Below are 24,533 nucleotides of genomic sequence, written 5' to 3'. Positions count from 1 at the left end.
CCGCCTCAGTAGATCATGCCCGGCACCTTCGGCAATACCGCGCCGACCGCCTTTGCATAATCGTTCCACTTGGCCTTGAGGTCCGCCAGCACGTCCGGACGCTGGGCGGCGAGGTCGTTGGTCTCGCCACGGTCCGCGCGGATGTCGTAGAGCGTCCACTCGCCATGGGCCGGGCCGAACGGCGGCTCGATCCACGTGGCCTTCCAGTTGTCGCTATAGACATAGGTGCGGCCGTACAGCTCCTCGGCGAAGGTGGTACGTGCCGGTGCCGTGGCCTTGCCCTGCAGCGTGGCCACCAGCGACAGCCCGCTGATCGGGTAGACATTGCGCCCGTCGTACACGACCTTGCCGGCGTTGCGGTTCACGCCCTTGGCGTCGTACAGCGGCGCGGCCGGCGTGCTGGGCGCGGCGATGCCGGCGAGCTCCAGGAAGGTGGGCGCCAGGTCCACCACGTGGGTGAAGGCGTTGAGTTGCGGCGACTGCGCCGCAGGCACCGCGCCCGGCAGCTTGACGATGGTCGGCACCGAATGCCCGCCCTCGGCCGGGAACGACTTCCAGAGCCGGAACGGCGTGGCGCTGACTTCCGCCCAGCGCTGGCCGTAGTCGAGATTGCTGCTGCCCGTGTAGGCGGTGGTGCCCAGCGTCGGGTAGACCGCCGCCGCCGCGTTCTTGGCGTCGTARTTCTGGTCGTAGTTGCCGCTGAACTCGTAGTAGCTGGCTTCCGGGCCGTTGTCGGACTGGAACACGATCAGCGTGTTCTCGTACTCGCCGATGTCCTTGAGGTGGGCCACCAGCCGGCCGACGTTGTCGTCGAGGTTCTCGACCATCGCCGCGAAGATCTCCATGTAGCGGGCCTGGGCGCGCTTCTCGTCGGCGGTGAGGCTATCCCACTTCTTGTTGGCGTTCATCACRCGGGTATCCACCCCGCCCTGCGCCGCGCTGTTCGTCGACSTCACGTAGTTGGCCTGCGCCGTGCCCCAGTTGGCGGTGCGCGGGGTGACGGCCACCGTCTCGTCCCGGCCCGGGTTCGGCGTGAAGTCCGCCGGAATCAGCCCGAGCGCCTTCTGGCGCGCCAGCCGCGCCGCACGGATCGGCTCGTAGCCAGCGTCGTAGACGCCCTTGTACCGGTCGATATAGGCCGCCGGGGCCTGCAGCGGCGAGTGCGGCGCCTGGTAGGTCAGGTAGGCGAAGAACGGCTTGCCGTCCGCGTTCTTGCCGGTGCTGGAATCGATGTACTTGATGATCGTGGACGTGTAGAAGTCCGAAGAGAAGAAGTTGGTGGTGTTCGGCGTGACGTAGTGGTCGTCCTCCACATAGGCCGTGCTGCCGTTGCGGCCGTAGTGGTCGCCGCCGCCGCCCAGCAGCGCGTAGCTCTTCTCGAAGCCCCACGAGACCGGCGTCTGCCCCGGCGAGCTGGCGCCCACCGCCGCGCCCTGGTTGGTGGCGTTGGGCAGGCCGCTGCCCAGGTGCCACTTGCCGGCCATATAGGTGTGGTAGCCGCCRTCCTTGAGCAGCTGGGCGATGGAGAGCGCGCGGTCGTTCAGGTAGCCCTCGTAGCCGGGCACCGGCTTGCCGTTTTCGTCGATGTAGTTGACATCGCTGGTGGCCATGGTGCCCTCGCCCACCAGGTGGTGGTCGGTGCCGGAGATGATCATCGAGCGCGTGACCGCGCAGACCGCCGCCGTGTGGTGGTTGGCCAGGATGCGGCCCTGCTTCACCAGCGCGTCGAGGTTGGGCGTGCGGATCTCGCTGCCGAAGGCGCCGAGGTCCGAATAGCCGAGGTCATCGGCCATGATGAAAATGATGTTCGGCTTCTTCTGGACCGTGGGCGGCGGCGTGGTGGCCACCGGGGTCTGGGCGGCGCTGTCGCCGTCGCTGCCGCAGCCAGCCGCCAGGGTGGCCAGGGCCAGCGCGGCCAGGCAGGCGGCCGATCGGCGGAACTGCGGGAACCGGCTGACGGGGGTTCGGGGAGCTGCTGTTCTTGTTGTCATGCGCGTCGCTCGTTTTTGACGGGAAGGAGCGCCATCCTAAGAAAGCGTTCCCCGCGCCCGAACGAATTGTTTCGCATAAGCTTCATCGGCCCGGCCGATATATGGATCTGCGTTCCAGATCAATGCCGCCGCGGCGCCGGCTATCCTGTATAACGAACGCGTGGGTATAAGCGGTCGATTGGACACCAGCGGCGCAACGCCGCCCCGTTCAACTGGAGATTGCTCACTGACGGAGTCGTTCGTCAGTGGCGCCATGCATCCAGCCGCACCCGCCCCCTGACACGACTCCCGCAAGCGGCATGACCAGCGTCCCCGAACGCCGGCATGCACGTCTTCCACCTGAGTCATCGTTAGGGGATCTCAATGATCATCGACACCAGTTGCTATCCGACGCACCTGGTCGACCTGGCCTGGCGGCATGACGGCGACCCGTTTACGGGCGAACGCCTGATCCGCATGATGGACGGTCCGTTCACCATCAACGGCAAGCCGCGCCGCATCGACAAGGCCTTCATCCAGCCGCCCCAGGGCAACACCATCTACACGTACACCGACGGCGAGCGCAGCGGCGCGGAGTCCATCGACATGTACATGGGCTACACGCGCGAGATGGTGGAGAAGTACCCGGAGCGCTTCATCGGCTGCTACGTCTACAACCCGCGCTGCGGCGTGGAGAACGGCGTGAACGCGATGGAGCACTACGTGAAGCGGCTCGGCTTCAAGATGGTCCAGTTCCAGGCCAACATGCACGCCTACCGGCCCGACCGCGCGCTGGACTGGCTGCGCCCGGCGCTGCAGAAGTGCGCCGAGCTGGGCGTGCTGGTCAAGCTGCACACCGGCGACGGCCCGTACAGCATTCCCACCGAGTGGGTGCCGATGATGAAGGAGTTCCCGACCGTGAACTTCATCATGGCCCACTTTGGCGTGCAGACCGGCGGGGTGTACTGCTTCGAGCCGTTCCAGATGGCCATGGACATGCCGAACGTGTATTGCGAGTCCGGCTGGTGCCTGCAGTCGCGCATCGTCGAGTTCGCCAAGGTGCTGCCGAAGCACAAGATCCTKTTCGGCTCCGATACCCCGCCCAACGAGCCCGGCATGTGGCTGCGCCTGCTGGAGGTGCTCTGCTTCGAGCCGCCGCAGGGCCTGAACCTGGACGAGGACACGCTCGAGGACTACCTCGGCAACAACGTCGCCCGCATGATCGGCCTGGAACCCACGCCCGTGCCGCGCACGCTCGAGGAAGCCCGCGCCCGCCTGGCCGCCTGATTCCGCACCCGGAGCCACACATGATTATCGATACCCACCTGCACCCGACCAACCTCGTCGACGAAGCCTGGCGCCACACCGGCGAGCCCTTCACCGGCGAGCGCCTGCTCAAGATGATGGACGGCCCCTACATGATCAACGGCAAGCCGCGCCGCATCGACATGGGCTTTATCCAGCCGCCGCCGGGCAACACCGGCTACCGCGACGGCAACCGCCGCGGCCGCGAAGGCATCCGCGACTACATGGCCTACGTGGCCAGCCTGTGCCAGAAGTACCCGGACCGCTTCATCGGCAACTTCACCTTCAACCCGCGCTGGGGCCCGGAGGAAGGCGCGCAGGAGCTGGAGTTCCACATCAAGGAATACGGCTTCAAGATGCTGAAGCTGCACGCCAACATGCACGGCTACCGGCCGGACCGCGCGCTGGACTGGCTGCGCCCGGCGATGAAGGTCTGCGCCAAGTACAACATCGTGGTGCTGATCCATACCGGCGATGGCCCGTACACGATTCCGACGATGTTCTACCCGGTGATCCGCGAGTTCCCCATGGTCAATTTCATCATCGGGCACTTCGGCATCCAGACCGGCGGCAACTACTCGTTCGAGGCGTTCTGGATGGCGATGGACACGCCGAACGTGTATTGCGAGTCCGGCTGGTGCTTCCAGTCGCGCATTGTCGAGTTCGCCCGGCAGCTGCCGCGCAACAAGATCGTGTTCGGCACGGATACGCCGCCCAACGAGCCCGGCATGTGGCTGCGCGAGCTGGAAATGCTGTGCGGGCCCGCCCCGCAGGGCATGGACCTGGACGAGGACGGGCTGGAGGGCTACATGGGCAACAACATCGCCCGGCTGGTCGGCATCGAGCCGACCGCGCCGCCCAAGACCCAGGAGGAAGCACAGGCGCGGCTCAAGGACACTTACGCCAGCACGCGCTGACGTCGCCCTGACCCTCGCTCGATCCTGACATCCGTCTGGTCACGCGCGGGCCGCCCTCCCCGGCCCCGCCCGCGCGCGGCAACGGACTCCCGATGGTTGTACCAGCCTGTACCCAAGCGGAGCCATGCCATGACTGCCTCAACGACATCATCCTCGCCATCTTCGGCGGGGTTCGATRACACMTCSCARGACTTCCACACCTTCCTGGCCGCGTACCGCGCGGCGTATCCCGACGACGTCCTGACCGTGCGCGAGCCCGTGGCCGCCGACCAGGACCCGACCGCGCTGGTCTGGGCACTGGCCGCGCAGAACCGCCATCCGGCCATCGTGTTCGAGAACGTGGCGGGCCTCGCCACGCCGCTGGTCACCAACCTGTTCGCCTCGCGCGAGCGCGTGGGGCGCATGCTCGGCGGGGTCTCGCCGGCCGGCATCCATGCCGAGTACCAGGCGCGCAGCCGCCGCATGCAGCCGCCRCGCGTGCTGCCGAGCGGCGCGGTGACGGACATCGTGCAGGAGCAGGTCGATCTGTCGACGATTCCCGCGATCCGGCACTTCGCCACGGACCGGGGTCCGTACATCACCAATGCCATCCTGATTGCCGAAGACCCCGAKACCGGCATCGGCAACGCCAGCTATCACCGGTCGATGCTGCACTCGCCCACGGAGATCGCCACCAGCCTGCATTCGCGCGGGCACCTGTGGCGCATGCTCCAGCGCGCCACGGAGGCTGGCAGGCCGCTGCCGGTGGCGATGGTGGTCGGCGCCCATCCGCTGTTCATGCTGGCCGGTGCGGCGCGCCTGCCCTATGGCGTGGACGAGCGCCACGTGGCCGGCGGGCTGTTCGGTGCGCCGCTTGAGGTGGTACGGACGCCGCGTTATGGCATCGCCGTGCCCGCGCATGCCGAGATCGTGCTGGAGGGGGTGATCGACCCGTCGGCGCGCGTCGAGGAAGGGCCGTTCGGCGAGTTCACCGGCTATTCGTCCGATCGCTCCACCAACAACCTGCTGCACGTGGAGACGGTGATGCGCCGCCGCGATGCCTGGCTGGYCGATGTGGTCGGCGGCAATTCGGCCGAGCACCTGAACCTCGGACGCATTCCGCGCGAGTCGGAGATGGTGGAGAAGCTGCGCGAGCGCTTTCCCGGTGTCACGGCGGTGCACTACCCGAGTTCCGGCACGCACTTCCACGCCTACGTGGCGCTGCGCCAGTCGCGCCCCGGCGAGGCGCGGCAGGTCATGCTCGGCCTGCTCGGCTGGGACCCGTACCTGAAGACCGTGGTGGCCGTCGACGAGGATGTCGACATCACGCGCGACGAGGAGGTGCTGTGGGCCATCGCCACGCACCTGCAGCCGCATCTGGATGTAGTGGTGGTGGACGGCCTGCCCGGCAGCGCGCTCGACCCCTCGGCGTCCGGCGTGGGCACCACCTCGCGCATGGGGCTGGACGCCACGCGCGGCCCGGCCTTCGACGGCATCCGTGCCCGCATCGACCCCGCCGCCATGGCTCGCGCCACGGCACTGCTGGCGCGGCTCGATACGGGAAAACACTGACCCGCCGCCGTACCCCCCCACCAGCCCCTAGATTGCGCGCCGTAGGGGCAGATTGATCGGCTTTGCCGATCGATTCATCCGTGGCGCCTGTTTACCCACTGACCGGTGGCTGGCATGCTGCCCCGATAACGACAACGCAGGTGGCGGAAGACGTGGCACAGACCACGGGGGGCGGCTACAGCGACTCCCTTCCGACCCATCATGCGGCGACCGGCCTGGAAGACCAAGGAGACAGCATGACCCCCCACCACGCCCCCCACGGGAAACCGCCCGTGCATCCGGTCGATGAAGTCCTGCCCCCSCTGCGCCTGGCCGCGCTCGGGCTGCAACACGTGCTCGTGATGTACGCGGGCGCCATTGCCGTGCCGCTGATCATCGGCGGCGCGCTGAAGCTGCCCAAGGACCAGATTGCCTTCCTGATTGCCGCCGACCTGTTCTGCTGCGGGCTGGTGACGATGATCCAGAGCATCGGCATCTGGAAGATCGGCATCCGCCTGCCGGTGATGATGGGCGTCACTTTCACCGCCATCGCGCCGATCATCGCCACCGGCTCCAACCCCGCGCTCGGCCTGCCCGCCGTATTCGGCGCGGTGATGGTGGCCGGCGTGTTCACCTACGTGGCAGCGCCCTACGTCAGCCGGCTGATCCGCTGGTTCCCGCCCGTGGTCACCGGCACCGTGGTGCTTATCATCGGCATCTCGCTGATGCGGGTGGGCATCAACTGGGCAGCGGGCGGCAACCCGACGATTGCCAGCCCGACCGGCCCGGTGCCGAACCCGGCCTACGGCCTGCCCGCCAACCTCGGCATCGCGGCGGCGGTGCTGCTGACCGTACTGGTCATGATCGCCTTCTTCAAGGGCTTCCTGTGCAATATCGCGGTGCTGATTGGCATCACGGTGGGCTTTGTCATCGCGCTGTCGATGGGCAAGGTCAGCTTCGCGGGCGTGCACACGGCGCACKGGGTGGAGCTGATCACGCCGTTCCACTTCGGCTGGCCGACTTTCGACGCCATGACCTCGGTCACGCTGTGCGTGGTGATGGTGGTGATCATGATCGAGGGCGTGGGGCAGTTCCTGGCGCTCGGGGAGATCGTGGAGCGGCCCGTCACGCCGGACGACCTGGCACGGGGGCTGCGCGCCGATGGCGTGGGCGCGCTGGTCGGGGCGGTGTTCAACACCTTCACCTATACCTCCTACGCCCAGAACGTGGGGCTGGTGCAGGTGACCGGCGTGCGTAGCCGCTGGGTGTGCGCCACGGCGGGCGGCATGCTGATCGTGCTGGGCTGCCTGCCGAAGCTGGCGTTCTTCGCGGCGTCGATCCCGCAGTACGTGCTGGGCGGGGCGGCGCTGGTGATGTTCGGCATGGTGGCGGCCACCGGCGTGCGCATCCTCGGCCATGTGGATTTTGTCGAGAACAAGAAGAACGCCTATATCGTGGCGGTCAGCATCGCCATGGGGATGATCCCGCTGGTGGCGGACAAGTTCTTCGTGCAGCTGCCGGAACTGGTGGCCAAGTTCTGCCARAACGGCATCCTGCTCGGCACGCTCTGCGCGGTGCTGCTGAACCTGCTGTTCAACGCCCGGGGGATYGCCGGGGCGCCGGAGATGATGGCGAAGAAGATCGCCTGATCGGACTTACGCGCCCTACTCGCCCAGTTCCTTCTTGTGCTTCATCAGCAGGTCGCGGAAGGACTGGGCGGGCGGCGAAAGCGAGCGGTCCGCATGCACCAGCAGGGAGATGTCACGGTGGATGGCCGGGTCGCGCGGCGCCACCGTGACCAGCCCCAGCGCTGACGTCAGGCGCGTCACCGCAGTGCTCATCACGGCGATGCCGAGCCCCGCATCGACCATGCCGACCATCGTCAGCGGCAGGAAGACYTCGTGCACGCGGGACAGCGTGATCCCGCGCGCCGCCAGTGCCGCATCGAGGCAATCGCGGATCGGGTTGCCTCGGTGCGGGCCGATCACCGGGAGCTTCGCCACATCCTCCCAGGTCAGTTCCCGGCGCCGCGCCAGCGGGTGATGCGGCGGCATCACGATCACGAAGGCATCCGACGAGAGACGGTGCGCGGTGAGGTCCGGCTGGCCCTCCGGAATCGTGCCGATACCGAAATCGACCTCGCCCGAGCTGACCATGCGCGGCACCTCGTGCTCGGACACATCGTGCAACTCCACCTTCACGCCCGGATGCCCAACGCAGAACTCGCGGATAAAGCGCGGCAGCATCAGCGCCGCCTGGATCGACGACGCCGCAATCGACACCCGCCCCCGGCCCAGCGAGCGCAGTTCGTTGGAGTTTTCCAGCACGCTGTCGATGTCGGCCACGGCCTTCTTGACCATCGGCAGCAATTCGGCGCCGGCCTGGGTGATCTGCATGAGCCGCGTGTGGCGGTCGAACAGCTTGAGGCCGAGGTTGCCTTCCAGTTCGTGGATCAGGGCGCTGACTGACGACTGCGAGAGGTTGAGCTTCTCCGCCGCGCGCGTGAAATGCAGTTCCTCGGCAACGGCGATAAAGGCGCGCAGTTGCCGCAGCGAAACGTTCATGTTGCTGAGGTTGGCCATGTCTCCCCCGTGCTTTCTGTTGAAGCGTGGTGTGGTGGTCGATTCAGAGCGTAACACGATCAATAAATCCGGTTATGGGTATTTACCGATGATCGTGCGCCAACCATCATGGTTTCACCGACACGCCGCCCCACAGGAGCCACGATGAGAGCGTTTGAATATCTCGAACCTGCCACGCTTGCCGAAGCGTCCGCGCTGCTGCACCGCTGCGGCGGGCGCGCCAGCGTGCTGGCGGGCGGCACCGACCTGCTCGTGCAGATCAAGGAGTCGCACCGCCAGCCCGCGCAGGTCATCAACATCAAGAAGATCCCGGGGATGGACGTGCTGACGTTCGATGCCGTCGAGGGCCTGCGCATCGGTGCGCTGGTCACCACGCGGGAGGTCGAGACCTCGGACATCGCCCGGCGCCACTACRCCAGCCTGGCCCGCGCCGTGACCGACTTCGCCTCGATCCAGGTGCGCAACCGCGCCACGGTGGTGGGCAATGTCTGCCGCGCGTCGCCATCGGCCGACACGCTCGCGCCGCTGATTGCCGACCGTGCGCAGGTGCACCTCTACGGCCTGTCCGGCTCGCGCTCGATGCCGGTGGAATCCTTTGTCACCGGCGCCGGCAAGACCGCGCTGGCCGCCGACGAACTGGTCTCGCGCCTGACCGTGCCGGCGCCCCGGCCCCACACCGGCAAGGCCTACCTCAAGCATGGTCGGCGCGTGCAGATGGAGCTGGCCACGGTGGGCGTGGCGGTGTCGATCACGGTGGAGCGCGGGCAGTGCCTCGACGTCGGCATCGTGCTGGCGGCGGTGGGCCCCACGCCGATCCGCGCCGTCCACGCCGAAGCCATGCTGCGCGGCCGCCCCGTCTCGGCCGGGCTGGTCCTCCAGGCCGCGCACGCGGCCATGGAAGACGCCCGCCCGATCAGCGACGTGCGCGCCAGCGCCGATTACCGCCGCGAGATGGTGGGCGTACTGACGCGCCGTGCCATCGAACTGGCCCTKCAGGAAACGGAGACCCACTGATGCGCCAACTCATCGCACTCACCATCAACGGCGAGCCCCGCGAACTCGCGGTGGAGCCGCACAGCACGCTGCTCGACGCCCTGCGTTATGACGCCGGTCTCACCGGCACCAAGAAGGGCTGCGACGTGGGCGAATGCGGCTCCTGCACGGTCCTGATGGACGGCAAGCCGACCAACGCCTGCCTGGTGCTGGCGCCCGAGGCGCACGGCTGCACGCTGGTCACGATCGAGGGCATCCAGCCCGACCCCGACACCGTGCACCCGGTGCAGGACCAGTTCATGCGCTGCGGCGCGGCCCAGTGCGGCTTCTGCACRCCGGGCTTCGTGGTCATGGCCAAGGCGCTGCTGGAGGAGAACCCCCAGCCCACGCGCGAGGARATCCGCTTCGCCATCGCCGGCAACATCTGCCGCTGCACCGGCTACACCAAGATCATCGAGGCCATCGARCAGACSGCCGARGCCCTGCGCCAYGCACCGGAGGCCACGCGATGACCCACGCCGTGATCGGACACAGCGTCAAGCGCACGGACCTGCTCGACAAGGTCACCGGCAACGCGAAGTACGTCGCCGATATGCCGCTCGCCGGCCTGCTCCACGCCAAGATGAAGCGCAGCAACATCGCCCATGCGCGCATCCGCCGCATCGACGCCTCGGCCGCGCTGGCGCTGCCCGGCGTGAAGGCCGTGCTGACGCACGAGAACGTGCCGCGCGTGCTGCATGCCGGCTCGCCGCACCCGCGCTCGGCCTCGGTCACCTGCGACCAGTACATCCTCGACGACAAGGTGCGCTACTGGGGCGAAGGCGTGGCCGTCGTGGCCGCCATCAGCGAGGAGATTGCTGCGCGCGCCGTCGAGCTGATCGAGGTCGAGTACGAGCCGCTGCCCGCCGTGTTCACCGTGGACGATGCCGCCGCGCCCGGCGCACCGCTGATCCACGACCGCGAGCCTGGCGGCAACCTCGTGCTGCCACCGGTGCGGATCGAGCGTGGCGATGTGGACAAGGGTTTCGCCACGGCCGACTTCATCCTCGAAGGCGTCTACGAGGGCGGCCGCCCCACCCCGGCCTACATGGAACCGAACGTGCTGACTTGCAAATGGGACGGCAACGGCAACCTGACCGTGTGGATCTCCACGCAGACCGCCTTCATGGTGCGCGGGATCATGGCCGAGGTGCTGGGCCTGCCGCTGCACAAGGTGCGCGTGCTGGTGGATCACATGGGCGGCGGCTTCGGCGCCAAGCAGGACCTGTTCCAGAGCGAATTCCTGTGCGCGCTGCTGGCGCGCGAGACGCGCCGCCCGGTGCGCATGGAATACACRCGCGAGGAGACCTTCCTCGGCGGCCGGACGCGCCACCCGGCGCGGGTCTGGCTGCGCCAGGGCTTCCGCAACGACGGCACGATCACCGCGCGCGAGGCCAAGGTGGTGTTCAACTCGGGCGCCTATGGCTCGCACGGGCCCGGCGTGACCAACGTCGGCACCGCGGCGATGGTCTCGCTCTACCGCTGCGAGAACGTGCGACTGGAGGGGCGGTGCGTCTACACCAACAGCCCCATCGCCGGCGCGTTCCGGGGCTACGGCGTGGTGCAGACCTACTACGCGCTCGATATCCAGATGGATGAGGCCGCCGCCCACCTCGGCCTGGACCCTGCGGAACTGAAGCTGCGCAACGCGGTGCGCGAGGGCGATATCGCACCGTCCAACCATCCGCTGATCGGCCACGGGCTGGAAGCCTGCATCCGCAARGGCATCGAGGCCACCGGCTGGGCGCAGCGGCGCGCGGAGACGCGCCAGCAGCAGGGCGTGATCCGRCGCGGCTGGGGCGTGGGCTGCGAGATGCACGGCAGCAGCGCCTACCCCGGCATCAAGGAGCAGGGCAACGCCATCATCAAGATGAACGAGGATGGCACCGTGGTGCTGCTGACCGGCGCCGCCGGGCTCGGCACCGGCGCGCACACTGCGCTGGCGCAGATCGTGGCGGAGGAGTTGTGCATCCCCTTCGATTGCGTGAGCGTGGTCCATGGCGATACGGACGTGGTGCCGTGGGACATCGGCGCCTTCGCCAGCCACACCACCTATATGGTCGGGCGCGCGGCGCAGATGGCCGCTGGCGAGATCAAGACGCAGTTGTTGGCCCGTGCTGCCGCACAGATGGAGACCACGCCGGAGCAGCTCGACATCGCCAACGGCGTGATTGCCGTACGCGACAGCCCCGGCCCCACGCTGACCGTGCGCGAGGCGGTCATGCCGCGCAAGGGCCTGCCCGCTGCGCAGTTCGTCGGCACCGCTACCTATCACCCGACCAAGTCGTACTCGTTCGCCGCGCATTTCGTGGAAGTGGAGGTCGATACCGAGACCGGCTTCATCACCGTGGCGCAGGTGGTGCCCGTTCACGACATCGGCAAGGTCATCCACCCAGTGGCGGCGGCGGGCCAGATCGAGGGCGGCATCCAGCAGGGCATCGGCCATACGCTGTACGAGGACTACCAGATCGACATGCAGACCGGGCGCTCGCTCAATGCCAACTTCGTGGACTACAAGATGCCGCTGGCGATGGACATGCCGCCGATCCACACGATCCTGCTGGAAGCCGCGCCGGACCCGGGCGGGCCGTTCGGTGCCAAGGGAGTGGGCGAGGACCCGATCGTCGCCATCGGCCCGGCCATCGCCAACGCGGTGTACGACGCCATCGGGGTGCGCTTCCGCCACTAYCCGATCCGGCCCGAGCAGGTGCTGCAAGCCCTGGCTGCCAAAGCTGGGGAGGCCCGGCCATGAGCGCCCCGCGCCGGCTCGTCGTGGCCATCACCGGGGCCAGCGGCGCGGCCTACGGCGTGCGGCTGCTCCAGGCGCTTGGCACGGCGGAGGGCTGGGAGACGCATCTGGTCTGCTCGCCGTCCGGGCTGCTGACGATCCATCACGAACTCGGCATGCAGCGGCCCGAGGTGGAGCGRCTGGCGGATGTGGTGCACAACGTGCGCGATATCGGCGCGACCGTGGCGAGCGGCTCATTCCGCTGCGACGGCATGGTGGTGGCGCCCTGCTCGATGCGCACGCTGGCCGCCATCGCCACCGGTGTGGCGGACAACCTCGTCACCCGCGCGGCGGACGTGATGCTCAAGGAGCGCCGCCGGCTGGTGCTGCTGGCGCGCGAGACGCCGCTGCACCTCGTCCACCTGCGCAACATGACCACGGTGACCGAGATGGGCGCCATCGTCATGCCGCCCGTGCCGGCGTTCTACGCCCATCCGCAGAGCGTGGACGACATCGTCGGCCATACCGTGGGCCGTGTGCTGGAYCTGTTCGGCGTGGAGCACGCGGGGCTGGTCTCGCGCTGGCGCGGCATGCGCGCCACGCTCGCCGCCGTGCATTCCGACTTTCCCACCCAGGAGACATCATGACCTTCCCGCAAGCCACGCCCGTGCCCGTGACCATCCTTACCGGCTTTCTCGGCGCCGGCAAGACCACGCTGCTCAACCACATCCTCACGCAGAAGCACGGCCACCGCATCGCGGTGATCGAGAACGAGTTCGGGGAGGTGGATGTCGATTCGGACCTGGTGATGACCTCCGACGAGGAGATCTACCAGATGACCAACGGCTGCATCTGCTGCGTGGTGGACGTGCGGACCGACCTCGTGCGGATTCTCCAGAAGCTGCTGGCCCAGCCGGAGCGCTTCGACCATATCCTCGTGGAAACCAGCGGGCTGGCCGACCCCACGCCGGTGGCGGCAACCTTCTTCATGGACAACGACGTGGCGAAGCAGGTGACGCTCGACGGCATCCTGACGCTGGTGGACGCGGTGCACATCGAGTCGCACCTGGATGACCCACAGCTGTCCGGCTTCGACAACCAGGCGGTCGACCAGATCGTGGCGGCGGACCGCCTCATCCTGAACAAGTCCGATCTGGTTAGCGCCGAACGGCTCGACGCACTGGCGGCGCGACTCCATCACCTGAACGAGGGCGCRCAGATCCTGCGCTCGAACCACGCCCAGGTGGATCTGTCGCGCATCCTCGGCATCGGGGGCTTCACGCCCGGCGTGGCCACGCTGCCGGCGGACGACCTGCACGCGGGGCACGACCATGACCACGATCACGATCATGTGTGCGACGAGACCTGCGAGCACGGCCACGCTGACGACGACGCCCACGCCCATCGCCATGATCCGTCGGTGACGTCCGTCTCGCTGCTGTTCGACACCCCGTTCGACCGCCAGCGCCTGGAACACGCGCTCAAGGCCCTGCTGGCCGCGCAGGGCGACGATGTCTTCCGCATGAAGGGCATCGTCGCCGTGCAGGACGACGACCGCCGCCACGTGCTGCAAGCCGTGCACCGGCTGATGGACTTCCATCCGGCCGACCCGTGGGACGCGCGCCCACGCGAGAGCAAGTTCGTCTTCATCGGCCGCAACCTCGACCGCGCACGGCTCCAGACGCTGCTGCGCGTCTGTCAGCCCGCGCAGCTGGCGGCCTGATTGGTAGTTTGATATCGCTCTGGGACCCGTCTGCCGGACAGTCGGGTGTTTGCCGGTGCAGCGCGGCTTACGCCGCCTGCACCGTTTTTTTGGGGGCATCAGGCGCCATCGTCGATGGGTGCCCTGCGGTAATATCCTGCGCTGCCTTTTCAGCCTGGCGACGAGCAATGCACGCGTGGTAAGCGTCGCTTTGCGCGCTCGATCCAAGGTGTTTTCTTAGGCAAGTGATCAACCATTCTCCTGTGCTGTTTAGCGCAGGGTGACCTCGACTGCCCCCGCGCTTTTCTCCGCTTGTAACAGTTGGCAACAGCGAAGCGCTCCCTTGGCGTTTGACGCCTTGGGGCAGCATCCCTATGCACGCACACCCATCGTGCGCTCGGCGAACCCCGATTTACATCAATCAAGCAATCCAAGTATGGAAGTGAAATCTCTACACCCTTTGCATGACCTTCCCACCAAGGGAACGGTTCTGTTGACCGCTCTTGTGCTGACCGTAGCCGGTTGTGGCGGCGATGGTGACCCTGCAGAATCGACTGCCGCGGCCCCCACCCGTCAGGTCGCGCAGGTGAATTCGGGCTTCGATATCCTCGCCAATCTGGATGCCTTGAAAATTACCACGGGCCCCTTTGCCGGCGCCTATCAGGTTGGCGTTGGCAGCAACTGGCTCAATTGGTATTTTGCGAATATCGGCCTGTTCGCCTTCATCAAGGACCGTCCCAATGAAGTTCGGACTTACATGGACTTGTATATCCGGAACGTCAGCCCTGCGAACTACACCATCAACGACGTCAAGTTTGGTGGCGATCTGAATTCCCCGATCCAGTGTCCCGCCGACTCCAACGATTCGTATGCGTCGACATTCCTGTCGCTGGCATCCGAGTACATGAGAGTCACTGGCGACATCGAATGGTTTCGGCGCAACCTGCCAGCTCTCAAGTCCATCGCGTATGCGAATCTGGCTGCCCCGCAAAAGCCGAACGGCCTGATCTCGGTCTTCCGGCAAGACTACGCGCCGCCGACCCATCCGACCTATTGCGCCAGCTTTACGCCGTCAAGCATCGCCTACACGGAAGACAATACGGAAAATTATCGGGGGCTGGTCGATTTTTCCAACGCACTCAAAGCGCTGGGCGATGCGGATGCAAGTTACTACAACCGGGTTGCCGCATCGGTTGCCGCGGGAATTCAGGGCCGATCCGATGGCTCGATCTTTTATGTCGCGGATGCCGAGAACACGCCCAATCCAAATTTCTATCCCGGTACGGTCACGCAGGTGTTTCCGCAGCTCTATGAAGTCCCCTTGTCCGCCGATGCGGTGTCCACACAGCGCCGATATGACAATGGCTACGCCTACCTGAGTGCGCACGCGCCGACCTGGTCCACCCAGATCGATCCGAGCGCAGGCTATCCGTGGATGCTCTTGGGCTACGTCGCGGCGAAACGAGGCGAYACGGCGCGCGCGCAGCAGCAGATGGCACTGCTGCGAGCCAATAGCGGAAAGGCGATCATCAACGAGATTGGCTTCTACAAGCGCATTCTCGATGCGGGCGTCAAAGAGACAGGCTAACTTCCTGCGCCGTCGAGGGCCGACGCAGCGCTAAAGGGGCGGGCTGATGCCCGCTTCCACAACGCACTACGCGCTACCGTTCGACCCTCTCCCAACTCATCGCCCACCCATACAACGCAATACATCCGAACACCAGCATCGTGGGACCGAACACAAACGACAGCAGCGGCATCAACAACAATGAACAGGACACCATCAGGTAAACGTGCAACGTCAGCTGCATCGGCACCGCGATGATAATGAACACCAGCGTGAGCAACGTCAGGAATATCTTCTTCGGCCAGGAGAAGTCGAAGATGTAATAGACAAGCGCATGTCCCCATGGCAACAGGAACAGCAAGCTGGCGCAGGTCTTCAGGCCGTTGTCCACATAGCGGCTGGCCGTATACGGAAAGCTATGCGGCGCCACCGCGAAGAACAGGAGCGCCGTGCCCTGGATGAACACCGCGAACAGCAGGAAGTATCGCAACGGCAGATACAGGTCCCGTATCCGAAAGGCCATCAGGCAGACCGCGAGCGTCGCGATCAGCGTCATGCCCCATGTCACCGTGTCCGGCGCCGGTGCAACGACAGTGGTGTAAGGCAGGTTGAAGTCGAACCATGCCACCCGGGTCAACTGTTCGAGGACGACACCATCGATGCCGAGCTTGTCGATCCAGAAGCGCAGCACGCCCGCCCACAGCCAGCTGATATCGTCGCGCAGCATCCACTCGGCCAGGTTGAACCCCGCCGGTACGAGCATGATTCCCGCGATGGTGGGAAGGGATAACGTCAGGTGGTCCAGAGAGCGATGCCTGGCCAGGCACAGGGTGGTCAGGCCAAGCGCGTCGCTCTGGTCGCGGGTGGCGGCAGTATGTCCGTGAGGGTGCGTCATGGCTAGAACTCCGCGAAGACCCCGATTTCCGCCTGCTTGCGCGTATAGGACGGGTTGTCGTAGTAGATGGCGCGCAGGTTGATGCCATAGCGCTTGGTGATCCATTTACGCCAGGTCAGCGAGACCTCATGGCTCTTGAAGTCGCTCAGCAGGGCCTGCTCGCCGGTCAGTTGGTAGGCTTCGCTGCCGCCGTCGTACTTCAATGTGATGAACTGATCCTTGTCGCGGCCGTAGGCAATGGCGACAATGCCGCGATTGGAGCGGACATTGCCCGGGTCGCTGCGGTTCAGCCGTGCGCCCAACTGGAGGATCCAGGGCGCGTCGAAGTAATAGGTCAGGCCAAGCAGCAGGGTCTTGTCGGTATAGACATCCTTGGCGCGGTAGTAGGTAAAGCCAACGCTCGCCACCAGGTTCTTCTTCTCGAGCAGTTTGCGGAACAGCAACCCATCGGCCCGGAACTCGGGCAGGAAGAAGCCGCCCGCGCTGGTGCCGGCGCTGATGAAGCCATACCAGTTCTCGTCGAAGGTGCGCGTGTAGCCCAGGCCGAAGAACGTGCCCTGATCGCCAAAATGGCTCTGGTGGCTGATTTCGCCAGTGACGTAGTCCTTCGGGGTGAAATTGACCCCGCCTCGCACGTACTGGTCGTTCCAGTTGGCATTGTCGCCGGAGAGGTTGGCGTGGCCGAGGCCGCCTTCGATGAAACCGGTGAGCAGCGGCGCGAACGTTCTTGGCGGCGTGGCTTCCGCCTGGGCGCGGACATCGGTGGCGGCGAGCAGTGCCAGCATGCCCAGCAGGGGCAAGGCACGGGTGCCGTTGGTTCTGGTATCGGAGTGCTTTGCCATGCGTATCCTCTCGATCGTGAATCGATGTCGCACGGAAGGCCCTGCCAGGAGCCTCCGGCCCGCAAGCTGCCGATGCACCATACACCGCTTCGCCATGGGCGGTCGATGCGAACTGGCCCGAAGGGCAGGTTATGGTCGCGGGTGATGCAAATCAGCGACACCGCATGCCAGCCGGAGGCGGTGCCACCACCTGTTCCGCAGTGAGGCGTGACGCGAATGCCAGGTACAGCGCCTCCTCCAGGACATTCCAGTGCGTGCCATGCCGGAACTGGATGGAGCGCATGCGCCAGCACGCAATCGCTTCCTTGTCTCCCATCTTGTCGGCCACCAGGGCCACCAGTCCCCACGGAAAGTCGGCCTCGGACATCTGCAGCCAGACCATGCGGTTCTCCTTCATCCACAACGCGTAGGCCGCCGCATGGGGCCGGCTGGCGGGCCGGATATCGGCCAGGATGGGGAAGATCTGCGCCACGGCGTCCGGGTAGAACTCCGACTCGGTGCGTGGCTGGGTGCTGACGAGGTAGCCCAGGTTGGGGCGCCAGAACACCCGCAGGATGTCCTTGTCGAGCTGTTCGGCCTTGCGCATCCAGCCGGCGGCGCCTGCGGCATCGCCGCGGCGCCGGTGATAGTCGCCGACAGCCTTGAAGGCACTCGACACTTCCACGTTGTCCATCAGCAGGGCCACCGGAAGCTTGGCCGAGATCAGGTAGACGCCGGAAGCCGGGGCGCGCAGGGTGTCCAGGTGCCGGCTCGCCTTGTCGAAACTGGCCTGCCACGCCGGCGGCATGCCCTTGGGCGGCGCCGCGCGTACCAGCAATTCCATCCAGACCGCCATCAACGCGTCGTCGGCGTCAGCCTCCTGGCACGAGACGAAGCGCTGGCCTTTCACGCAGTAACGGTCGAAGCGTCCGTCCGCGTGCTGGCGCGCAAGCAGCCAGCCGATCCAGCGGATGGCCGCGGTTCGCGTGGTCATGCCGGCGTCCTGCGCCGCCAGCAGTGCCTTCGACGCAAAGTACGGATCGATCGAGTCCCCGTTGAAATAGGTCGTGATCGCCCCGTCGGGCCGCTGGTAGTCGGCCATCACCAGCTCGGCGGCGCGCGCCGGCGCGGTGAGGCTGGTAGCAATCAGGAGGAGCAGCGTGAGCAATGTCTTCATGGTATGCCGGGGCATGGTGGAGTGGCCGCATGGCCATCCGACAAGACCCTTCCTCCCTCCGGGGCGCATGCCGCGCCATAAACCACTGTTCCGGCGCACACGCGAAGCACCGGCGCCACCAGGGTGGTGCATTTGTCCGCTGTGCCGATCGTACAGCGCGCGCCGACATCGATCTCGCGCTCGGCGGCCACGGGTCCGGCGATGACGCATTCGCGCGCCACCGAGATGGCGCCCGCGGCAATCAGGGCCCCGTCGATGCGCACCCGCGTACCCAGCCAGATGCCACCGCTTGCCTTGACGCTGCCAATGATGCGCGCCCCGGTGCCGATCCACAAGTCGCCATGCACGACAAGGTCGCCGCGATACAAGGTGCTGGCGGGAAATGTCAGATCATGCGTGACCAGCCAGCGGCCRTCCCTGGCTTCGGGCGGCACGATGACGGCATGGGCCCAGTCTCCCCCGGCCGGTGCGGCGGCATCCATGTCGAATGGCACGCCAGCGTGGCGTGGGCCGAACCAGATCACCGCGGCGCTGACCGAGGTGAACTCGCATTCGTCTTCCAGGCGGATGCCGTACAGCGCCGAAGCTGGCCCGAGCAAGCGCCCCTTCGCCTCCACGTGGATACTGCGCGCATGCGCCCAGCGCTGCAGCTCGCTGCCGCTGCGCATCAGGATCTCGCCTTCGGACAGCAGTACCTGCGTGCGATTGCGCCGGCCCGTGGAAATACTGCGGCGGCCGTAGATAGGCCGGGAAAACGTGTGGAGATCCGGAAGCACCAGCGATCCGCCGGTTACGATGGCGCGCTCGCACACGCCATCGAATGCCTCCGCCGCCTTCGGCATGAACTTGCCAGTGACATGGACTACGGGGCCCAGGTCGTCGAGTGGGTGTGCCACGGCGTGCAGGCCGTTGCCATCGCCATGCCGCGCGGCGAGCGCGCGGAATCCCGCCGCCACCGCCGCGACGTCCAGCGTATGTTCGCCATCGATGGCCAGCGGGTGGGTATCGCGGCGGCGCCGCCACTCGATCACGGACGGCAACAGCGGCAGCGCAAAGACCAGCATGGTGAGCGTGCCGAGCAGCAGGGGCCACATGGTCAGCTCCTCTGCCGGTAGCGCGCCGTCTTGTCCCACCGCATTTCGCGGCGCAGCAGGTAGTCGAAGACCACCTGGCTGAAGATGGCGCGCGACACGGCCAGCATGCTGACCAGGAAGCCGAAGTAGTTCAGTGGCAGCAGGCGGATGCGTTCACGTGTGCCGTCCAGGTAGACGGCAGCCGCGATCTCGAAGAACGCCGCAAAATTCCCGAGCGTCCCATACGACATCAGCGCGAACAGGATCACGGCTTCACCGAACAGCGAAAGACCGCCGGCATAGAACAGCAGGATGGCCATCAGCCAGCCGAGCAGCATCAGCGGCGCCATCATGTAGATGCCGAGCAACGCCACGCCGTCGATCTTTTCGAACAGACCGTGGTGCCGGCAGGTGGCCATCTTCAGCCCGTGTCGAAACAACGCCTGATTGTGGCCCTTGGTCCAGCGCATGATCTGTCGTATGCGCACCGGCCAGGTCTCTGGCACCTCCTCATAGCATTCCGACCAGTTCTGGTAGACCGTCTTCCAGTTGGCCAGCAGCAGCCGGTAGGTCACGTCCGTGTCTTCGGCCAGCACATCGTCGTGCCAGCCGCCCACGCTGCGCAGTGCCCGCATCCTGACGCCGCCGACGGTACCGCCATACTGCGGCACCAGGCTCAGGTTCATGCGCGCCTGCTGGTCCACCTGGTAGCCGCCAGAGCGTTCCAGGTCCAGCAACCGCGTCAGCAGGTTGCTGCCCAGGTTCAGCGGCACCACGCGGCCCATGGTTGCGCCAACCTCGGGATCGAAGAACGGGGCCACCAGTTGCTTGAGCAGATTTACCGGCGGCAGGTAGTCCGCATCGAACACGATGATGATGTCGCTGGCGACGGCCTCGCTGGCATCCTTCAGGGCGGCGGCCTTGCCGGGCTTGCCACTCGTGCGGTGGAACGGCGTGACACGGCCCGGGTATTGCCGGACGAAGTCGTCGATGATTTCGCGCGTGCGGTCGCTGGAGCGGTCATTGACGGGCATGATGGTGAGCCGGTCGACGGGATAGTCCGCGTGCAGCAGGCACTTCAGCGACCCGGCGATCACCGCCTCCTCGTTATGTGCCGCGACCAGCACGGTCAGCGTGGGCCAGTCCGCGATGTCGATGTCCAGGTACGGGTGGCGCTGCTCCCCGAACAGCCGGTTCAGCGTGAACAGGTAGTGACGAACGGCATAGAAGAGCACCAACCCCACGATCAGCATCAGCACGACCGTCATGGGCCGCGCGATCGCCCGGGTTTCCTCGCGCAGGGGCGGCTTCAGCGCCGCGACGTTGGAGCGGGGGCGGGGGCGCAGCGCTGGCTCAGGCGCGCCATCGCTTTCCAGCGTGTCCAGCATCGGCATCGCAACTTCCATCGCGCCGGCACCGGGTCCGGCAGCAGCGAGCGTCACGGTTCCTGGCGACGGCCTGGTGGCGGTTTTCGGAGGGACGGACCCGCGGGCGAACGATTCGCCCCTCACGGGTGCTTCCGTGGCCTTCGTCTCGGGCGCGGACATGCTGAAGACCAGCAGTGCGTTCATCGAGAGAAACAGGCGATACACCAGGCGCATGCTCAATGCCCTCCCGTGTCGTTTTCCGTGGGGCTTGCCATGCTGCCGCAGCCAACCCCGCGCATCAGTGCTTGCCGGCGACGAATGCCAGCGAGTTGCCCCCCGTAGCGGTGACGATCCAGTTGGCGGCATCCCACGTCACCGTGGCGAGTCCCTGCGTCACCACCGGCTGGCTATAGCCGGAGCGCGGCAGGACCCAGGCCATGTCGGTCAGGTCGGTCGGGTGGCTGGCCTGGAACGACCATGCGTTGCCGGTATCGGTGGCCTGCCAGGTGGTCTGCTCGCGACGCTGGCCGAACTGCGCCAGGGTATCCATCGTGTACCAGTTGAACTGCCCGCTGGCCTTCAGGTTGGCGGCTTTGTTGAACAGGGCATTGAGCACCGTCGGGTAGTCGGCGGCGCCCCGCGGATGCATGTAGATCARCCGGCCGGTGCGATTCTTCACCACGAAGTCGATCAGTTGCCGGTACCAGGTGGTGATGGTGGCAGCCGGAACGTTGAACTCATCGAACTCTTCGAACGTGGCATAGGGCCCGAACGGCATCACCGGGAAGGCACGGATGGTGTTGTTCGACAGCACGCCATTGCGATAACTCCGCGTCGGTGCCATGCCCGTATGGCCGAGGAAGTAATAACTGCTGTTGCCGTTGGCCTCCAGCCAATTGACGGACCACTGCGGTGTATTGCCTTCCGGCGCGGCGTATTCGACGGCCGGTATCGCGGTGGCACTCTCCACGCTTTGCTTGTTCATCACCAGGTACTGCTCGAAGGTGGCCTGGTTGGTCTCGCTGGCGTTGGCGCCCCAGAAATCATGAATCCAGCCCCCATGACTGCCAATCCGGTGCCCCTTGGACAGCAGGTACGCCACCAGCTGTTGGGCCGTGATGTTGCCGGACAGGTTGACGCCTTTGGCGTCCCCGCCGGTGATCTGGTCCGGACCCGCCGTGATGGAAATGGAGAATGGGCCGTTGTTGAAGGTACCCCGGCTCTTGAGAACGTTCGCGGGTGCAACCTGGTCACCCGCGCAGAAGTGCCAGTTCAGCACCAGGCCGCCACGTGCCTGAGGCTGGGCCGAGAGGCGCGCCATCTTCATCAGGTTGCTGCCGAAGTAACGCAGGAAGCCGTGCATCAGCATGCCGTCCGTCTGGCCCTTCAGGTACGAAAGTGGCAAGTTGACGAACAGCACCCGCCCCGATCCGACATTGCGCAACCCCGCCACGAGACCGAAGTTCGGCGAGGTCACCAGCGCGGTGCCCGTATAGGTGCCCTGGGTGACGAAACTCGGATAGATCAGGAAGCCGTAGACATAGCCCGAGATGCCTTCCACGGGATCGGTGCCCGCCGCGTCCCACACCATGGATTTTCCCGGCGGCACCTGCAGCGTCCTGAGCGTGGTCCCCAATGCGGTGATCGGTCCCACGCCAATCATGTTACCGAGCAGCTGGTCGTAGAGCACGTAGTCAACGCCGGCCAGGCTGCTGAGCCGGCTTTTGGGCGATGCATAGAACCCCGTGGTGGTCAGCGCGCCGAAGTCGTACACCAGCATCAGTTGCCCGCCCTGGTTCGCATACGTATCGAGCGCCGCGATCAGCGCATCGCTCGCATTCACATGGACCTGGTCTGGCAGGATCACGCCGGAGAACTGGGCGGGGGTAATCCCCTGCTGGAATTGCGTGTCGTTGATGACGGTGATCTTCAGTCCCTCTTCCTGTGCGGCGTCCAGCCACGCCGAGACGCGCGGATCGGGAAGGCTGAGGCCATCGGGCACCAGCAGTGCGATCTGGTTGGTGGCGGCATGCGTCATGGCCGGCAAGACAGCGGCCAACGCGAGCGCAAGGARCATCAACGCGCTCGTGCGCCGCAGGAAAGATTGGAGTTGGTTGAACACGGTCATCTCCCAACGCGATGAATATCGGTTTGCCTCCCGGTACAAGCCAGGCGGCCGCGACGCGTACATACGCGTATGCGTGCGTGTGCCTGAACGGCCGTCAGTCCGGCTCGGCCGCCGGCGCCGGTGCAAGCGTGTACTGGCCCGAACGCACTTTTGGCCCGGCTTTGACCTTCTTCGGCTGTTTAGCCTTGATCTTGTCTTTTTGCGCCTTGTCCTTGCCCTTGCCGTCGGATTCGTAGGCGAAGTCGAGCTGGACGCCATGGTCGTAGCCTGCCAGCCCTCCGGGGTCCGCCGGACTCGCGGGGAGGTAGAGCGGCGCGCCAGCCGTCGCCGTCGTCGCTTCGCCGGTCAATGCGGCAAAGGTGGTGGCGGGTGCCGTGGCACCCGCGACAGCCACAGCTGTTGCTGCTGCTGCAATACGTGAGAGGTTCATTGCTTCGCTCCTCTTGACCAACTACCAGCCCGGCGGGCGGTTGCGCTGAACCGCCGATGTCGCCAGGACAGGTCCTGTACTACAGGCTGACGGCGTCGGCATCGGCCGACTCGTCGCCGCATTCCCCATATGCACCGGGGTGCTCGCCCTCCAGCGCCTGCACGATGCGTTCGCTGGCGCGGCCGTCGCCGAACGGGTTGTGGGCACGCGCCATGCGCGCGTAGGCCTCCGCATCGTTCAGTAACTGTTCTGCCGCCACGATGAGCCTTGCCGGATCGGTACCCACCAGCCGCGCTGTGCCGGCGGCCACGGCTTCCGGCCGCTCGGTGGTTTCCCGCGTGACCAGTACCGGCTTGCCCAGCGCCGGCGCTTCCTCCTGGATGCCGCCCGAATCGGTGATGATCAGGTGGGCGCGCGACATCAGGAACACGAAGGGCAGGTAGTCCTGGGGCTCGATCAGGTGGATGTCCGGATGCCCGCTCAGGATCGCCTGCACCGGTTCTCGCACGCGCGGGTTGAGATGCACCGGGTAGACGATCTGGATATCCGGATTGCGGTCCGCCAACGCGCGCAGCGCGGTGAACAGGCGCTCGAATGGCGTACCGAAGTTCTCGCGACGATGCCCCGTTACCAGCACGAGCCTGCGCGACGCATCCAGGAAGGGATAGCGCGCGCTAAGTTGGCAACGCATCTGCACATCGGCATCCAGTCGGGCCTTGACCCGCAGCAGGGCGTCAATGCCGGTGTTGCCAGTCAGGCTGATGCCGCAGGGATCGACACCTTCGCGCAACAACGCTTCCCGGGCCTGCCGCGTCGGCGCGAAATGCCAGGACGCCATCACGTCGGTCACGCGCCGGTTCATCTCTTCAGGCCAGGGGGCGCCGAGATTGCCRGTGCGCAGTCCCGCTTCGACGTGTCCGACGGCCACGTTGCGATAGAACGCCGCGAGCGTTGCGGCCAGGGTGGTCGTGGTGTCGCCATGCACAAGCATGGCATCCGGCAGGAACCGGTCCAGCACSGAGTGCACGCCGGAAAGCACACGCGTGGTGATGTCCGACAGGCTCTGACCATGGCTGATGACGTTCAGGTCGAAGTCCGGAACGATGTCGAAGAGCCGCAGTACCTGGTCGAGCATTTGCCGGTGCTGGCCCGTTACGCATACCCGGAGGTCGAAATTCGCGGATTCCCTGAGCCGATGGATGAGCGGTGCCATCTTGATGGCCTCGGGGCGGGTACCGAATACAGCCAGCACTGTCTTGGGCATGTCGGTCTCTCCTGCAAAAGGGGGTCATGCCGCCGGGGCGTTGGC

20 protein-coding genes are annotated in these 24,533 nt (G+C 66.1%); 10 read left to right on the top strand and 10 right to left on the bottom strand.

Annotated features, from left to right (window positions below):
- Nucleotides 1-5: 5 nt before the first annotated feature.
- Nucleotides 6-1,991: an arylsulfatase gene (locus AB4Z27_RS17685; RefSeq protein ID WP_441644919.1), complete on the bottom strand. Its 1,986-nt coding sequence runs from the start codon at nucleotides 1,989-1,991 to the stop codon at nucleotides 6-8.
- A gap of 363 nt (nucleotides 1,992-2,354) precedes the next feature.
- Between AB4Z27_RS17685 and AB4Z27_RS17680 the strand changes: the two genes are divergently transcribed.
- The 4 genes from AB4Z27_RS17680 to AB4Z27_RS17665 all read left to right on the top strand — a co-directional run bounded on the left by AB4Z27_RS17680 (nucleotide 2,355) and on the right by AB4Z27_RS17665 (nucleotide 7,371).
- Nucleotides 2,355-3,257 (top strand): amidohydrolase family protein, encoded by a 903-nt coding sequence (locus tag AB4Z27_RS17680; RefSeq protein WP_441644918.1) that lies wholly within the window; start codon nucleotides 2,355-2,357, stop codon nucleotides 3,255-3,257.
- Between the two features lie 20 nt (nucleotides 3,258-3,277).
- Nucleotides 3,278-4,192, top strand: coding sequence for an amidohydrolase family protein (locus AB4Z27_RS17675; RefSeq protein WP_092293969.1), 915 nt, complete (start codon nucleotides 3,278-3,280; stop codon nucleotides 4,190-4,192).
- A 129-nt stretch (nucleotides 4,193-4,321) separates the two neighbouring features.
- Nucleotides 4,322-5,743 carry a UbiD family decarboxylase gene (locus AB4Z27_RS17670; RefSeq protein ID WP_441644917.1) on the top strand — a complete coding sequence of 474 codons (1,422 nt, stop codon included), beginning with the start codon at nucleotides 4,322-4,324 and terminating at the stop codon, nucleotides 5,741-5,743.
- 236 nt (nucleotides 5,744-5,979) lie between these two features.
- Complete coding sequence (locus tag AB4Z27_RS17665) at nucleotides 5,980-7,371, top strand: nucleobase:cation symporter-2 family protein (protein ID WP_441644916.1); 1,392 nt, start codon at nucleotides 5,980-5,982, stop codon at nucleotides 7,369-7,371.
- Nucleotides 7,372-7,386: 15 nt separating this feature from the next.
- Here the strand turns inward: AB4Z27_RS17665 and AB4Z27_RS17660 are convergent, their stop codons facing one another.
- A complete protein-coding gene (locus AB4Z27_RS17660) occupies nucleotides 7,387-8,304 on the bottom strand; it encodes a LysR family transcriptional regulator (RefSeq protein WP_092293974.1) in 918 nt (305 codons plus the stop codon).
- Nucleotides 8,305-8,448: 144 nt separating this feature from the next.
- Here AB4Z27_RS17660 and AB4Z27_RS17655 point away from each other — a divergent pair, with 144 nt between their 5' ends.
- From AB4Z27_RS17655 to AB4Z27_RS17630, 6 genes are all read left to right on the top strand, one after another.
- Nucleotides 8,449-9,318 (top strand): FAD binding domain-containing protein, encoded by an 870-nt coding sequence (locus tag AB4Z27_RS17655; protein ID WP_441644915.1) that lies wholly within the window; start codon nucleotides 8,449-8,451, stop codon nucleotides 9,316-9,318.
- Nucleotides 9,318-9,809 (top strand): (2Fe-2S)-binding protein, encoded by a 492-nt coding sequence (locus tag AB4Z27_RS17650; protein WP_092293978.1) that lies wholly within the window; start codon nucleotides 9,318-9,320, stop codon nucleotides 9,807-9,809. Before AB4Z27_RS17655 ends, AB4Z27_RS17650 begins: the two co-directional genes overlap by 1 nt.
- Nucleotides 9,806-12,088 (top strand): xanthine dehydrogenase family protein molybdopterin-binding subunit, encoded by a 2,283-nt coding sequence (locus AB4Z27_RS17645; protein ID WP_441644914.1) that lies wholly within the window; start codon nucleotides 9,806-9,808, stop codon nucleotides 12,086-12,088. Before AB4Z27_RS17650 ends, AB4Z27_RS17645 begins: the two co-directional genes overlap by 4 nt.
- Complete coding sequence (locus tag AB4Z27_RS17640; protein WP_092293982.1) at nucleotides 12,085-12,711, top strand: UbiX family flavin prenyltransferase; 627 nt, start codon at nucleotides 12,085-12,087, stop codon at nucleotides 12,709-12,711. Before AB4Z27_RS17645 ends, AB4Z27_RS17640 begins: the two co-directional genes overlap by 4 nt.
- Nucleotides 12,708-13,787 (top strand): CobW family GTP-binding protein, encoded by a 1,080-nt coding sequence (locus tag AB4Z27_RS17635; protein ID WP_092293984.1) that lies wholly within the window; start codon nucleotides 12,708-12,710, stop codon nucleotides 13,785-13,787. The genes AB4Z27_RS17640 and AB4Z27_RS17635 overlap by 4 nt, the downstream gene beginning before the upstream one ends.
- Before the next feature lie 322 nt (nucleotides 13,788-14,109).
- Nucleotides 14,110-15,354 carry a hypothetical protein gene (locus tag AB4Z27_RS17630; RefSeq protein ID WP_441591241.1) on the top strand — a complete coding sequence of 415 codons (1,245 nt, stop codon included), beginning with the start codon at nucleotides 14,110-14,112 and terminating at the stop codon, nucleotides 15,352-15,354.
- A 73-nt stretch (nucleotides 15,355-15,427) separates the two neighbouring features.
- On the opposite strand, the gene AB4Z27_RS17625 is transcribed toward AB4Z27_RS17630, so the two are convergent.
- The 8 genes from AB4Z27_RS17625 to wecB form a co-directional block, all read right to left on the bottom strand.
- Nucleotides 15,428-16,228: a hypothetical protein gene (locus AB4Z27_RS17625; protein ID WP_092293988.1), complete on the bottom strand. Its 801-nt coding sequence runs from the start codon at nucleotides 16,226-16,228 to the stop codon at nucleotides 15,428-15,430.
- 2 nt (nucleotides 16,229-16,230) lie between these two features.
- Nucleotides 16,231-17,070, bottom strand: coding sequence for a YaiO family outer membrane beta-barrel protein (locus AB4Z27_RS17620; RefSeq protein ID WP_092293990.1), 840 nt, complete (start codon nucleotides 17,068-17,070; stop codon nucleotides 16,231-16,233).
- A 151-nt stretch (nucleotides 17,071-17,221) separates the two neighbouring features.
- The gene (locus tag AB4Z27_RS17615; protein ID WP_441644913.1) at nucleotides 17,222-18,226 is read right to left on the bottom strand and encodes a hypothetical protein; all 1,005 of its coding nucleotides are present in this window, start codon (nucleotides 18,224-18,226) and stop codon (nucleotides 17,222-17,224) included.
- Nucleotides 18,223-19,320, bottom strand: coding sequence for a hypothetical protein (locus AB4Z27_RS17610; RefSeq protein WP_441591240.1), 1,098 nt, complete (start codon nucleotides 19,318-19,320; stop codon nucleotides 18,223-18,225). Before AB4Z27_RS17610 ends, AB4Z27_RS17615 begins: the two co-directional genes overlap by 4 nt.
- Nucleotides 19,321-19,322: 2 nt before the next feature.
- A complete protein-coding gene (locus tag AB4Z27_RS17605; protein WP_092293994.1) occupies nucleotides 19,323-20,900 on the bottom strand; it encodes a glycosyltransferase family 2 protein in 1,578 nt (525 codons plus the stop codon).
- A 64-nt stretch (nucleotides 20,901-20,964) separates the two neighbouring features.
- Nucleotides 20,965-22,743, bottom strand: coding sequence for a hypothetical protein (locus tag AB4Z27_RS17600; protein WP_441644925.1), 1,779 nt, complete (start codon nucleotides 22,741-22,743; stop codon nucleotides 20,965-20,967).
- 145 nt (nucleotides 22,744-22,888) lie between these two features.
- Nucleotides 22,889-23,224 (bottom strand): hypothetical protein, encoded by a 336-nt coding sequence (locus AB4Z27_RS17595; protein ID WP_441591239.1) that lies wholly within the window; start codon nucleotides 23,222-23,224, stop codon nucleotides 22,889-22,891.
- Nucleotides 23,225-23,303: 79 nt separating this feature from the next.
- Complete coding sequence (gene wecB / locus AB4Z27_RS17590; protein WP_092294000.1) at nucleotides 23,304-24,488, bottom strand: non-hydrolyzing UDP-N-acetylglucosamine 2-epimerase; 1,185 nt, start codon at nucleotides 24,486-24,488, stop codon at nucleotides 23,304-23,306.
- Nucleotides 24,489-24,533: the final 45 nt, after the last annotated feature.

It is taken from the genome of Cupriavidus sp. KB_39, assembly GCF_052114485.1.
GTDB lineage: Bacteria > Pseudomonadota > Gammaproteobacteria > Burkholderiales > Burkholderiaceae > Cupriavidus.
The sequence above is the reverse complement of the archived record's forward strand: the minus strand, read 5'-3'. Positions and strand labels throughout refer to the sequence as shown.

Bases quoted from the DNA above. Each gene is read 5' to 3' on its own strand.
- AB4Z27_RS17675 (WP_092293969.1), top strand. From the start codon at position 3,278: ATGATTATCGATACCCACCTGCACCCGACCAACCTCGTCGACGAAGCC.
- AB4Z27_RS17625 (WP_092293988.1), bottom strand. From the start codon at position 16,228: ATGACGCACCCTCACGGACATACTGCCGCCACCCGCGACCAGAGCGAC.
- AB4Z27_RS17620 (WP_092293990.1), bottom strand. From the start codon at position 17,070: ATGGCAAAGCACTCCGATACCAGAACCAACGGCACCCGTGCCTTGCCC.
- AB4Z27_RS17615 (WP_441644913.1), bottom strand. From the start codon at position 18,226: ATGAAGACATTGCTCACGCTGCTCCTCCTGATTGCTACCAGCCTCACC.
- AB4Z27_RS17605 (WP_092293994.1), bottom strand. From the start codon at position 20,900: ATGCGCCTGGTGTATCGCCTGTTTCTCTCGATGAACGCACTGCTGGTC.
- AB4Z27_RS17595 (WP_441591239.1), bottom strand. From the start codon at position 23,224: ATGAACCTCTCACGTATTGCAGCAGCAGCAACAGCTGTGGCTGTCGCG.